The organism is Bacteroides sp. MSB163 (assembly GCF_036416795.1).
In the GTDB taxonomy this organism is placed as follows: Bacteria; Bacteroidota; Bacteroidia; order Bacteroidales; family Bacteroidaceae; genus Bacteroides; species Bacteroides maternus.
On record NZ_CP143867.1, the window covers coordinates 6,369,606 to 6,383,714 of the forward strand.

The following is a 14,109-nucleotide window of genomic DNA, read 5'->3' on the forward strand; positions in this document are numbered from 1 at the left end:
ACCTTAATCCTTGAAGAATATTTTCTTCCTCAGCACATCCGCTCCATTGGTAGCTATGACAATATAAAAGCCATTCTGCATACTGGGTAATCTCAGATAATTATCGTTTGTTTGCTGTAATAGCACCCGCCGTCCCGATAAATCAATAATTTCAATCTTCGTATTCTCATTACTGTCCAAACCGCTCCATGATAACTGTTGATTGTAATAATATAATTCTCCGACGGGTGAAGCAACTTCCGGTGAGATTCCTGTCTCGATTTCATCTACGCAAGCTGCGTAAAGTTCATGAATCGACCAGTAATTCCCTTTGCTTCCCGTCTGCACGATCCGGAATTTCGAGGCTTCCTCTGCCGGAAAAGAGATAATTTGTACTGCTCCCGCATTCTTTCCTGAGGCAACCCGTTTCCAAGCACCGTCTATACCAGTATTCAAATACACCTCACAACCCGCAGGACCATCACCCGGACTCTTTGATGTATCCAAAATAATGCGGTTCAGTTTATGTGCCGACTGCATATCCACTATCACCCATTGTCCCGATTCCTGCGGAGCGTTCGTATCCCAGCGTGTAGCCGCATCGTCGTCGATGGCTTTAGGAGCATTGGAATTATTTGTACTGGCAGTGATGGTCCACTTCGTACGGGAAAGCAATACATCCGTTGCCGTGAAAACGGGAGCTATTGGCAAATTGTTCTCCCATACACCCAACTTATCAGCTACCGCAGCAGCCACATCAGTTACGGTAGATGTCACAGCCGCCTGTTTCTCGTGTCCGCTACTGGCAAAAATAAGATCATCTCTCGTATTGACCACTGCATTATGCAACGTGACAGCGCCGGTCGACTCCGGCAAATTTATGAAAGACGTCTGCCCGGATGAGCTGAAGTTAGCCAGATTCAGATTAAGTTTTCCGTTTTCAACCACTATACCATGTTTAGCGCTTCCCCAAAAATCAGCACCAAACAGCGTAACTTCACCGGTGAAATCCGCCTTGGTAGCCAGGAAACGAGTTTCCGAATAAACGGATTTGTCTCCTTCAAGGGCTACTAACTGGGTGTTTATCATATCGAAGCCTGCCGGATCCAGAGCTTCATAGACAACAGAATTCCAAGAACCGTCTACACCCAATCCCAAAGAACGGCCGGATGCAGCCTTTCCCTCATCAGCCTGAAAGACAATGCCTTCGAAACCTCCGTAATGGAAGTCGTTGTATAAAATCTGATTGCGGCAGTCTCCCACTATGATGAAACGCAGTTCTGTCTGGTTCTGCCGATAAGCCTTACTTTGATCCGCAGCAAGACTATTGGGCCATGAACCGAACTTAGTTTCCGAACCACAAGCATATACTATAGAATTGAACTGCAGGTTGCAAACCCGACCACCTTCCGAGCCACCACCAATACGGACAGCATTCATGAAAACGTGTCCGGCAAGATAATCCACATAGTGATTGTCACATTGATAAGTAAACAAGTCCACACCGTTGTATGCGGCTCTCAACCCTACATTCACGATATATGCATCTTTTCCCGTCACCTGAATGCAATAGGGATATTTAGTCACTGTGGGCAAACTGGAAGTTACCTGTTCCGGATAGTCAACTGTCAAGCCGCGCAAACCACTGCCTTCCGAAAGTTTCAGGAAAGGCTGCCCTTGTTCCTGCCCACGTCCTGCATAGGCTTCAAGGATGCTTCCTTGCCCTTGCGGAACAGTCGCAAAATCAGAGGCTCCCCGTAATTCTACACCTGTAGGAACCGTCAAGTTACCCAGTACCTTATAACGTCCGCCCGGCAAGTAAACAATACCTCCTCCTTCACTGGCCGCCTTGTCCATCGCTTTCTGGATAGCCTCCGTATTATCCTTGCCTTCTTGCAGTCCCCAACTGATATCTATCTGGAGCCACGAACTGCTTGAATTGGCATTAAACGTGACAACAAACGGCTCGGCACCAAAATCAAGTACATTATATAAAGCCAGACGATCGGGTTTGGTTTCGGGTACTTTCATTTCAGGAAAATCCGGCAAAGGTTTTGTCTCGACAGGCGTGTGGTCAATGCGGCATTCAAATAAAGACTGATTCTTCACTTCTGCCGTCTTTGCAAAACGATTGCCCGTCAGTATTGTACGAGCATCGGAACCGATGTAAATCTGCGGAGCATCATTATTGAAGTCCGTATCCGAAGCCATTAAATCACCACCTAAACTATTCACAGCACCTTTATTTACTGTGCATTGTTGCATCATCAGCTTGGCGGAAACTCCTTCCTCCATCAATACAGCTTCATCAGAAGCTGAAATCTCACATCCGTAAAGCTGCACAGGTCCGGTGCTGGAGGAAGTGACTACTACTCCTCTCTCGCAATCTTCAATATGAACACGAGTGAACATGATACCTGCCGACGAAGTACCGTCCGCATAAATACCCGTCTTGCAGTTCCGCAAAGTAAATCCATAATTATGTCCGTTCGGCGCACCGTCTCCCGCTAAGGAAACTCCGGTACGGAACCCTTTATTGTACCCCTCGATATCTACATAGCAGGTATACGACCAGTCATTACGACGCATCACAATACCTGTTCCGTTCCTGTATATCCAGTCAGCATAAGCGCCTCCCACTCCCGGCGCTCCTTCCAGACCGGAGCCGGCCCAATAGTCGGGCGAGAAGTGTATCCACTCGAAACGACCGACGTCAGCTATATTGTCAATCTCGATACCACGGAATAACGGGGTACCGTACACATCATAAATATTGGGACAGCCACCTCCATTCTTCCTCGACAGCACGATACCGCTATAAGAGTTCACCAGCGTGACATGCCGTACATTGCAATAATCATTTCCCCATACACCATCACGTCCGTACAGTATTGTGGGTGGATAAGGGGTTATCTTGTCCGGGTCCTGATGCGGATACCAAATGTTCAGATGGGTTAATGCCGTGGAGGGTTCCATCGTAATAAACGCATTTGATTCTGTTTCAGAACCTCCTTTCATATCTACCATCAGTATCGTTCCCTCAACCGGTTTTCCCTTCACCGGACGTTTCCACTCACCACGCATGGTCACTCCGGTAGGAATGAATAATTTCCCGGAGATACGGTAACGTCCTGCCGGAACAAAGAGCGTACCACCCCGACGGTTTTCACCCAGCTTACTCAAAGCTGTTTGAAAAGCACTCTGCGAATCTTTCGCACCGGTAGGGTCAGCACCGAAATCGGTAGTCACGGTATAAGTCGCCACTCCCACATCTTCCGCCGGATAATCATCCGACGCAATCAATTGCCAGTTAGCAGGTTTGTCGTCAGACTGTGCCTGTACACATGAGGCTAACAAAGCCAAAACACAAAAAAGTAGTAATTTCTTCATGCCATATAAATTATTAGATTATGGTTCTTAGATAGAACTGTAACAGCACAAAGATGTGGGAGAATCGTTAATGGAAGAATTAATATGGAATTAAAAACGAACTAAAATTCGCGCATATACTTAAAATCAGAGATAAAAGCAAAAGAAAACGGACTGCAAGCATAAAAATACCTGCAGTCCGCCTATTACTTTAGCGCCTCAGCGCCTTATTCACTTCTTAAACTTCTTCCTCATCCATCAGGATTTCCAGAATCTGGCAAGCAGCCTTGGCAACCGGAGTACCGGGACCAAAGATAGCAGCTACACCGGCCTTATAGAGGAAATCATAATCCTGTGCAGGAATTACACCACCGGCAATTACGATGATATCCTCACGGCCCAGTTTCTTCAACTCTTCGATGATCTGCGGAACCAATGTCTTATGCCCGGCAGCCAGAGAAGACACGCCCACTACGTGAACGTCATTTTCAACAGCCTCGCGGGCAGCTTCGGCAGGAGTCTGGAACAATGGTCCCATATCCACATCGAAACCACAGTCGGCATATCCGGTAGCTACAACCTTAGCACCACGGTCGTGACCGTCCTGACCCATCTTGGCAACCATAATACGGGGCTGACGTCCCTCCTTCTTCGCAAACTTTTCAGTCAACTCGCAAGCACGCTTGAAGTCACTGTCATTCTTACTTTCTGATGAATACACGCCTGATATAGTTCTGATTATTGCTTTATAACGTCCTACAATCTTTTCGCAAGCATAAGAGATCTCTCCCAATGTAGCGCGAACACGGGCAGCTTCCACTGCCAATTCCAGCAAGTTACCTTCCTTGGTTTCCACGCATTTGGTGATAGCCTCCAATGCTTTCTGCACTTCAGTTTCATTACGTCCTTCTTTCAGACGCTTCAGGTTCTCAATCTGTTCCAGACGAACTGCCGTATTGTCGATCTCAAGGATATCAATCGGAGCTTCTTTCTCCAAGCGATACTTGTTCACACCCACGATAGTCTGAGAACCGGAGTCGATACGGGCCTGCGTACGTGCGGCAGCTTCTTCGATACGCATCTTAGGAATACCGGTCTCGATAGCTTTCGCCATACCACCCAGTTTTTCAACTTCCTGGATAAGTTCCCAAGCCTTATGGGCCAGTTCGTTTGTCAGAGACTCTACATAGTAAGAACCACCCCATGGGTCAACATTCTTGCAAATGTAAGTTTCTTCCTGAATATAAATCTGAGTGTTACGCGCAATACGTGCAGAGAAGTCCGTCGGCAACGCAATAGCCTCGTCAAGCGCATTGGTGTGCAAAGACTGAGTATGTCCCAGCGCGGCAGCCATAGCCTCGATACAGGTACGACCCACATTGTTAAACGGATCTTGCTCGGTCAGTGACCAGCCCGAAGTCTGAGAGTGTGTACGCAGAGCCAGAGATTTCGGGTTCTTCGGATTGAACTGTTTCACAATCTTCGCCCAAAGCATACGTGCAGCACGCATCTTGGCAATTTCCATGAAGTGGTTTGTACCGATAGCCCAGAAGAAAGACAGGCGCGGAGCAAAAGCGTCAATGTCGATACCAGCGGCAACACCTGCACGGAGGTATTCAAGACCGTCGGCCAATGTATAAGCCAACTCGATGTCCGCCGTAGCTCCCGCTTCCTGCATGTGGTAACCGGAGATAGAGATAGAGTTGAACTTCGGCATCTTCTGAGAAGTATACTCGAATATATCGGAAATAATCTTCATGGAGAATGCAGGCGGGTAAATATAGGTATTACGCACCATGAACTCTTTCAGAATATCATTCTGGATAGTACCGGCCATTTCTTCCAACTTAGCCCCTTGTTCCAGACCGGCGTTAATATAAAACGCAAGAATCGGAAGAACAGCACCATTCATTGTCATGGATACAGACATCTTGTTCAAAGGAATACCATCAAAAAGAACCTTCATGTTTTCCAGTGAGCAAATAGATACACCGGCTTTACCTACGTCACCTACCACACGTTCGTGGTCAGGGTCGTAACCGCGGTGTGTAGCCAAATCGAAGGCAACGGACAAACCTTTCTGCCCGGAAGCCAAGTTACGGCGATAGAATGCATTTGACTCTTCAGCAGTAGAGAATCCGGCATACTGGCGGATCGTCCAGGGCCGCAGCGTGTACATCACAGAGTACGGACCACGCAGGTAAGGAGGCAAACCGGCAGCATAGCCCAGATGTTCCATGCCTTCCAGGTCTTCCTTTGTATAAACAGGCTTCACTTCAATGTGTTCCGGCGTTTTCCAATCAGCATGGATGCCGTTAGCCTTTTGCCATTCAGCACCGTTTGCAGGCTGAAATGCGGCATATATATCTAAGTTCTTAAAATCTTTTCTCATCGTTATATGAAATTAAGAATGAAGAATGAAGAATGAAGAATTACCATGCGGCGTTATAGCGCAGCCAAATTCTTCATTCTTAATTCTTAATTCTTCATTAATATCTTATTGTATTCTCTCAGCGTTTCCAACACGTTAACGCGAACATGGATAAAGTTCTCGATACCGGCAGCCTTCAGTTCTTCCATGTTGGCAGGAGCGCCGGCTACGATAAATATGGCACGGCCATCCAAAGCCTTGAAGGCAGGAACAGCATACTCTGCATATTCATCATCACTCGAACACAATACCACGATGTCAGCCTTGGCAGCCATGGCGGCCTCTATACCGGCTTCCACGGTGGGGAAACCAAGGTTGTCAATCACCTCATATCCGGCACAAGCCAGGAAATTGCAAGAGAACTGAGCACGTGCCTGACGCATAGCCAGATTACCGATAGTCAACATAAATGCTTTCGGACGCTTGCCGGAAGCTTCCGTTTCGAGACGCAAAGCTTCAAATTCACTGGCAGCACGGTCGAAATTCAATGCCGGAACATCTTTTTCGCAAGTGGCGTGACCACCGCAGCAGCAAGCAGCTTCAAGTGGTTTCTTCTCACCTGCCTTTTCATTGAAGTTCGGGAACTGATTGGTACCCAACAATACTTCGCGACGCTGAGCAACTGCTTTATGACGGGTCTTGTTGCTTTCGTTCACGGCAGCCTGTACCTTACCTGCTTTTATTGCTGCATAGAAACCACCTTCTTCTTCTACCGCGAGGAAGAGTTCCCATGCTTGTTTAGCGATGGATACAGTCAGGTTTTCAATATAATAAGAACCGGCAGCAGGATCAATCACCTTATCAAAGTGAGACTCTTCTTTCAGCAACAGCTGCTGATTGCGTGCCATACGTTCAGAGAATTCATCAGGAATTGCATACGTTTTGTTGAACGGGCTCACAGTCATTGAGTCTACACCGCCCAAAGCAGCGCTCATGGCTTCTGTCTGCGTACGCAGCAAGTTCACATGAGCATCGAACAAAGTAAGGTTGAATGTAGAAGTCTCAGCGTGAACACGCATCTTGGCAGCACATTTAGCCTCCGCATCGTATGAAGCCACAATGTTTGCCCACAACATACGGGCGGCACGGAACTTAGCTATTTCAAGGAAATAGTTGGAACTGATACCGAAATTAAATTTAATCTTCCTGGCAACTACAGCAGCAGGAACTCCGGCTTCAGTCAGTTGATTCAGATATTCATTACCCCAGGCAAGAGCATAACCCAATTCCTGATAGATATAAGAACCGGCATTATTCAGCGTCAGAGCCGTTACATTCAGTACACGGTATTCCGGCAGAGCATCGGTTGCTTCAATCAAGGCTTTGGCTGTTGCCAGCATATCGCCCTTTTCTTTACCTTTGGCCAGCATCTTGTCGAAGAAGTCGTAGCCGATAGAACCTTGCAATTTCGTCAGGTCATATCCTTTCTTTTGGAAATATGCCACCAGGATTTCCGCAAGTTCCACCACATGTCCCTGGCACGTGTAGAAGTTCAGTTCCACACACTCGGCACAGATACCTTCGAGCAATGTTTCGATGTATTCGGCATCGAGTTCTTTCGCCTTCACACGGAACGCCAGTGAATCTACACCTTTATTCAGAATATCCAGCGCTTTCGCGTTAGCTTCCTTCGGGCATTCCACCTTGATTTCCTGGCGTACCAGCCATTCGTTGTTGTCTTTCTTGGTGCCTCTGAGGTAAGGAAATTCACCGGGAAGTGCATCCGTCGTTTTCAGTCCTTCGAGGTCTTCCATGCGGTAGAAAGGTTTCACCTTGAATCCTTCGTTTGTTTTCCAAACGAGTTTCTTCTCAAAATCAGCGCCTTTCAGGTCAGCTGTAACTTTGTCCATCCACTGTTCGGTAGTGGCGGGTGCAAAGTCTGAGAAGAGTTTTTCTTTACTGTCTGCCATAGTTTATTTTAATTAAAAAGATAATTAAGTAATCTCTTCACTTACCTATTTGTCGAAAAATAGGACTTGCAAATATACTCAATAAGTTATAATAACAAGGATTTTTAAGTAAAATTCGCATGGAGTTTGACATTCTGAAAGGATAGTGTTCAATTCCTCCGAAATCGGACTGTACCCGAAACGTATCCGGGCCGTACCTGCTCCGTAGCTTCTTCGGTCAAAGGTGACTCTAACCGAAGAAGCTACGGAGCAGGTACGGGGCAAGCGCATTCCAGATACGGTGCAGACAGATAGTCAGCCCTCTCAAAGCAACTAAAATAAAAACTCCCGGAAACCCTTTGCCAGCTCCCTTTTAATGCCTACCTTTGCGCGAAATTTCAATGAGTAAATAAAAAAGGTAAACAAAAGTAACTATGGATTGGTTAGAGAGTTTGTTATGGGACCCTGCCTCCGTCGCCCATATCGTATGCTTATATGCATTCGTAATATCTGTCGGCGTGCTTTTGGGCAAGATCAAAATTTTCGGGATATCACTTGGAGTCACATTTGTGCTTTTTACAGGTATCCTGATGGGACATTTCGGCTTTACGGGTGAGACACATATTCTGCATTTCATCCGCGAATTCGGATTAATTCTATTTGTATTCTGCATCGGTCTGCAAGTAGGACCGTCGTTCTTCTCTTCATTTAAGAAAGGAGGCATGACACTGAATATGCTTGCAGTAGGTATTGTAGTACTGAATATTGCAGTAGCTTTAGGCATTTACTTCATCGACGGAGGAATCGACCTCCCCATGATGGTAGGTATCCTTTACGGTGCAGTCACCAATACTCCGGGTTTGGGTGCCGCACAGGAAGCATTGAACCAACTGAACTACACAGGTGACCCCATCGCATTGGGATATGCCTGCGCTTATCCGCTCGGTGTTGTCGGTATCATCGGTTCTATTATTGCTATCCGCTACATCTGCCGGGTGAACCTGAAAAAGGAAGAAGACGAACTCTCTACACAGACTTCTGATATGAAACACATGCCACACATGTTGCATCTGGAAGTTCGTAATGAATCTATCGACGGAAAGAAGCTCCTCCAGATCAAAGAGTTTATGGGACGTCCTTTTGTATGTTCACGCATACGCCACGAGGGACATGTCAGCATCCCCAACCAAGATACAGAATTTCATATCGGAGACCAGGTATTCATCGTATGTTCCGAGGAAGATGCCGAAGCGGTAATCGCTTTCATCGGTAAAGAAATTCAAGTGGACTGGGAAAAACAAGATATGCCAATGGTTTCACGCCGTATATTAGTGACTAAATCCGAAATCAACGGTAAGAAATTGGGTAGCCTGCATTTCCGTAGTATGTATGGAGTGAATGTAACCCGTATCAACCGTTCCGGTATGGACCTGTTTGCCGATCCGAACCTAATATTGCAAGTAGGTGACCGTGTTATGGTCGTGGGTCAGCAAGATGCTGTAGAACGGGTTGCCGGTGTATTGGGTAACCAGTTGAAACGCCTGGATACACCGAACATTGTGACTATCTTCGTGGGTATCTTCCTGGGTATTCTGCTGGGTAGTCTTCCTATCGCTTTCCCGGGTATACCTACTCCGGTAAAACTCGGTTTGGCAGGTGGTCCGTTGGTGGTTGCTATTCTTATCGGACGATTCGGACATAAGTTGAAACTAGTGACTTATACAACCATGAGTGCCAACCTGATGCTGCGCGAGATCGGTATTGTGCTTTTCCTTGCCAGTGTAGGTATTGAGGCCGGTGAGCACTTTGTACAAACCGTAGTAGAAGGCTCCGGATTATCATACGTAGGTTATGGCTTCCTGATTACCGTAATTCCTTTACTGATTATCGGTATGATTGCCCGCTTCTATTGTAAAGTGAACTACTTCACTTTAATGGGATTGATTGCAGGTAGTAATACAGACCCTCCAGCATTGGCGTATGCCAACCAGGCATCCGGTAATGACGCTCCGGCAGTAGGCTATTCTACGGTTTATCCGCTGACAATGTTCCTGCGTATTCTAGCGGGACAAATGATATTGTTGACAATGATGTAATGCAAGCTGTATTTAAGCAAAAGAGAGGTCATGCGAACATGACCTCTCTTTTTTATTTCATCGATTATAAATAATAATTCCGCTTCACTTGATTTTGAGTCTCACAAACTCCTCCACAAAATCTATTGTCTTCTCAATTCCCAGCACCGAAGAATCAATGCAGAGATGATAAGTTGCCGCAGCTCCCCATGTCTTGTAACTATAATAATTGTAATACTCCGAACGTTTTTTATCTGCCTTACTCATCATATTTTCCGCCTCTTCTTCCGAAATGTGATGCATAGCGCAAAGACGGGCAACACGCGCCTCATGCGAGGCAGAAATAAAGATATTGGCGCAACGGGGATGCTCCCGAAGAATATAATCGGCACAACGACCTACAAAAAGACAAGACTTCTCAGAGGCCAGCTGACGGATCACATCACTCTGCACTTTGAAAAGCGCGTCATTACTAAGACAATTCTGGGTAGGTAAGGCACCATCTCCCACAAAAGGGAAACGCATACCGAAAAGTCCGCCGATGATTCCCTGCGAAGCACGCTCATCAGCTTTCTCAAAAAATTCACGACAGAGGCCACTCTCCTTGGAAGCCAGAGTTATCAACTCCTTATCATAGAAATCAATGCCCAAGCGGGCTGCCAACTTCTCCCCTATCTCCTTTCCGCCGCTTCCCAATTGGCGACCGATGTTCACAACGAATTTCTTATTCATAGCTTCAATCTAAATATTGGTTTACTGATAGCAAAAGTAAGGATTTATAGGAAAGAAACAAAAAAAGTCACACGTTTTTCACCTTATCCTTCCGCTCTCTTGAATTTACGGAACTGCCTTACCAACATTACCAGTGCTACCAAGCTGGCAAGTAAATCGGAGAATGGCATACTATACCACACACCTGCCGCACCAAAGAAATGGGGTAGGATTATCAATGCCGGAAGCAGAAAAAGCATCTGGCGCGTAAGAGAAAGGAAAATAGCCTTACTCGCCATTCCGATACTCTGGAAAAAGTTGGATGTCACCATCTGGAAACCTATAATGGGGAAAAACATCACTACAATCCGCAAACCACGTGCCGAAATTGCTATCAGTTCTTCATCGGAAGTAAATATAGAAACCACCAGATCAGGCACAAGCATTCCCATCAGAAAACCGGAAGTTGTAACAACTGTAGCAAAGATAATTGTCAGTTTCAACACCCGGGAGACACGAGCGTATTGCTGGGCACCAAAGTTATATCCAGCAATGGGCTGCATGCCCTGATTCAGTCCCATCACAATCATCACAAATATAAATACCAGTCGATTGACAATACCGAATGCGCCAATGGATAAATCTCCTCCATAGCGCTTCAGCCCTTGATTGATAACAATCACAATAAAACATGCCGCCAGGTTCATCAGGAAAGGGGACATACCGATAGCAAGCGAATCCATTACAATCTTACGACGCAAGCGGAAAATGCCGCGATGGAAGTGCAAGAGTTCATCTTTGTTACTGAATATCTTAAATTGCCACATCAGTGAAATGATTTGTGCAATGATAGTGGCAATAGCAGCTCCACGGATACCCCAGCCAAAACCATAGATGAATACAGGGTCGAGTATCGTATTAATGATTACCGTAGCAATTGTGGCATACATCGCCTTTTGCGGATGTCCGGAAGATCGGAGCACGGCATTCAAACCCAGATAAAGGTGAGTGACCACATTACCAAGCAAAATGATCTGCATATATTCGCGGGCATACTTCACGGTCTCATCACTACCACCAAAGAAATAAAGGATAGGATCGAGAAATATCATCGTCACTACCGTAAATGTTAATCCCAGAACTATATTCAGGACAAGCACATTACCTAATATCCGTTGAGCCGTATCGTAGTCTTTCTGCCCTAACTTTACGGAAACCAACGTAGAGGCCCCCACTCCCACCAACGAACCGAATGCTGCCGCAAGATTCATTAGAGGGAAAGTTAGTGCCAATCCCGAAATAGCCATTGTGCCCACTCCGTGACCGATAAAAATGCTATCCACCATATTATATAAGGAAGATGCCGTCATAGCGATAATTGCCGGCACTGCATATTGCATCAGTAGTTTTCCAATCTTTTCTGTTCCCAACGCTGTGGGTGCCTTTTGTCCTGTCATACCTATTTCCTTTTTTCAGGGCGCAAAGGTACTGATTTTCCTGCAAGCAAACAAAAGAAGACGAGAAAGAGATGATTTTACTAAAATAGAAGACGATTTTCATACCTCTAAAAAGAATTCGCATTTACATTTGTCCTCTAAATACGGAAATACATGAAAACTCTATCTTATCACCACTTTATTTTTCTGTTGGCTGGACTTCTTTTTGCAAGTGCCGTAAATGCCCAGATAGCCTATATGCACGGTTCTACTTATGAAGAACGCGGTCATTCACTCATCGACCAGATGTTACAGACCCAACCGGTGGCCAACGGTAATATAAAATATGTGTCGCCTTTCTACTTCGCCCGCTTATGGCGTGACTATGAAAAGGAAAAAGCCATAGAAAAACTAACCGAAATGTATCAATACCAGTTGGAACATGTGAAAGCGTTCTATAACTCCGGTTCCGATATGGATTTCTTTGCCCATGCCACCATGCACGGCTACATGCTCACCAAAGAAAAAATGCCGGATTCGCTGCGAGAAAAAATTAAAGCCTTTATGGAAATAGGTAAATATACCAGAGATAACGGTACGCTGAATATGAAACTCATGCATCAGACCAGCGGATTGCTCTGCGCCGAAGAATGGCCTGACTTTACAGATGCCGACGGCAAAACCTCTGTCCAGCTAAAAGAATTTCTGCATGACAGAATCGTACATACATTAAAGCAATTCATCACTCATAACTGTCCTGAAGCAGATGCTTTTACCTATCTAGGAACCAATCTTCAATATATCAGGATGCTTGCCGAGTTCTCTAAAAATGAGGAGATACGTAAAAGTGCTTTAGCCGCTTACCACCATATTGTGGCACAATTGCTGTTACCCTGGAATCAAGGCCTGTATTGTGCCAACCCTCCCCGTTGTAAAGGTTGGAAGAACTTATATACGGGTAATTTGAGCACCGGCGTACAGATCGTTCAGCTAACCTGGTTATTCTACGGTAGCCCTGATGAGCGTATCATCCTCCGTGAAGCTGCAAACAGAGACAATTTCGGCTGTTTCAACTTCTGGCTGGCCTACGAACGTACTGTAAAACCACTCCCTTTCCTACAAGCTCTGAATAACTCGAAAAGCTATCCTTACGATTTCAAAGCTTTACGGATAGACAGCAAGCATTACTATTGCCGCTACACTTATCAAAGTCCGAATTACGGTTTATCCACCCAGACAGTGGAAGCTTTTCCTGATAAACTGAAAGATTTCCAATACACCTACGCATTTAAAGAGACTAAGAACATACATCTTGTCTGGCAATCGGATAATTCGGAAGCATCCGTATTCAGTGTGTGCCACGATAACCCCGAACGCCCTCAGATTTATCAGACACATTCCAACAAGCTGGGGTATGGGGAGAATCCTTATCACCGTGTCTTCGGATACGAAAAAAGTGCCATTGGCGTATATAATGTTGCAGAAAACTATATGAATATCCCCCATTTCTATCAGATGTACGTACCATTCAGCCGCAAAGGCATAAAAAAGAGAATGGTGAAGAAGATCAACGGATTGCAATGGATATTGTGTCACACAGGTTCCATGATGTTCGCTTTCGCTACTCCGGAAGAATGGGCTTTTGAAATTTCCGGCGGCAAGTATGATATAAAAGCACACGATGTTCTCATTCTTAAAGACAAGAAGCGTCGCAGAGGCTCCTGGGTACTGGAAACGACTGAAATCACCGAACAATACAAAGATGCCCGGGGAGATATGAAAGCTGAACTGGAAAATTTAGCCAATGATATCCGCGAAAAGGTAAAGTTTAACTGTTCCGGCGACTATGAAACGAGTGAAACTCCGGGAATTTCATATACCAACCTACAGGGACATACACTGGAACTGACATTCTTTTCCCCTGAAACAGCCTATAACGGACAGTATAAACTGAATGGAAATCCTGTAAAACTGAATACCGAATACATATCTCAAAGCAAGTATATGGAGCAAAAAGCCAATAGTAACGTACTCCTGTTCCACACCCCGGAAGGTACAAAAAGCTGGGAATTGGAATAACGTACCAAAGCTGGGAAAAACGGTCGTTTGAGACCTTTTTTATAGGTTTTGAAACAATTTTCCATATCCCTTCCTAGCCCATCGGCTACTTTTGCGAATGAAAAACAAACTTGCTTTATGCATATTTAAAGAAATTAATA

Annotated in this window: 7 protein-coding genes; 2 read left to right on the forward strand and 5 right to left on the reverse strand. The window is 45.5% G+C overall.

Translation table 11 applies throughout. The features are described 5' to 3' along the window. Nucleotides 1–3: 3 nt before the first annotated feature. From VYM24_RS25110 to mutA, 3 genes are all read right to left on the reverse strand, one after another. Nucleotides 4–3,369: a glycosyl hydrolase family 28-related protein gene (locus tag VYM24_RS25110; protein ID WP_330941138.1), complete on the reverse strand. Its 3,366-nt coding sequence runs from the start codon at nt 3,367–3,369 to the stop codon at nt 4–6. A 217-nt stretch (nt 3,370–3,586) separates the two neighbouring features. Next, entirely contained in the window at nt 3,587–5,740 is a 2,154-nt protein-coding gene (scpA, locus tag VYM24_RS25115; RefSeq protein WP_330941139.1) for a methylmalonyl-CoA mutase, read from the reverse strand. A gap of 86 nt (nt 5,741–5,826) precedes the next feature. Next, a complete protein-coding gene (mutA, locus tag VYM24_RS25120) occupies nt 5,827–7,689 on the reverse strand; it encodes a methylmalonyl-CoA mutase small subunit (RefSeq protein ID WP_291553032.1) in 1,863 nt (620 codons plus the stop codon). Nucleotides 7,690–8,102: 413 nt separating this feature from the next. Here mutA and VYM24_RS25125 point away from each other — a divergent pair, with 413 nt between their 5' ends. After that, nucleotides 8,103–9,764, forward strand: a complete 1,662-nt coding sequence (locus tag VYM24_RS25125) for a putative transporter (protein ID WP_291553030.1) — start codon at nt 8,103–8,105, stop codon at nt 9,762–9,764. Nucleotides 9,765–9,848: 84 nt separating this feature from the next. Here VYM24_RS25125 and VYM24_RS25130 read toward each other — a convergent pair whose 3' ends face one another. Next, on the reverse strand, nt 9,849–10,475 hold the full coding sequence (locus tag VYM24_RS25130; protein ID WP_007218950.1) for a cytidylate kinase-like family protein: 627 nt from the start codon (nt 10,473–10,475) through the stop codon (nt 9,849–9,851). 83 nt (nt 10,476–10,558) lie between these two features. Beyond that, the gene (locus VYM24_RS25135) at nt 10,559–11,911 is read right to left on the reverse strand and encodes an MATE family efflux transporter (RefSeq protein WP_330941140.1); all 1,353 of its coding nucleotides are present in this window, start codon (nt 11,909–11,911) and stop codon (nt 10,559–10,561) included. A 153-nt stretch (nt 11,912–12,064) separates the two neighbouring features. Here VYM24_RS25135 and VYM24_RS25140 point away from each other — a divergent pair, with 153 nt between their 5' ends. Next, a complete protein-coding gene (locus tag VYM24_RS25140; protein ID WP_330941141.1) occupies nt 12,065–13,969 on the forward strand; it encodes a hypothetical protein in 1,905 nt (634 codons plus the stop codon). Nucleotides 13,970–14,109: the final 140 nt, after the last annotated feature.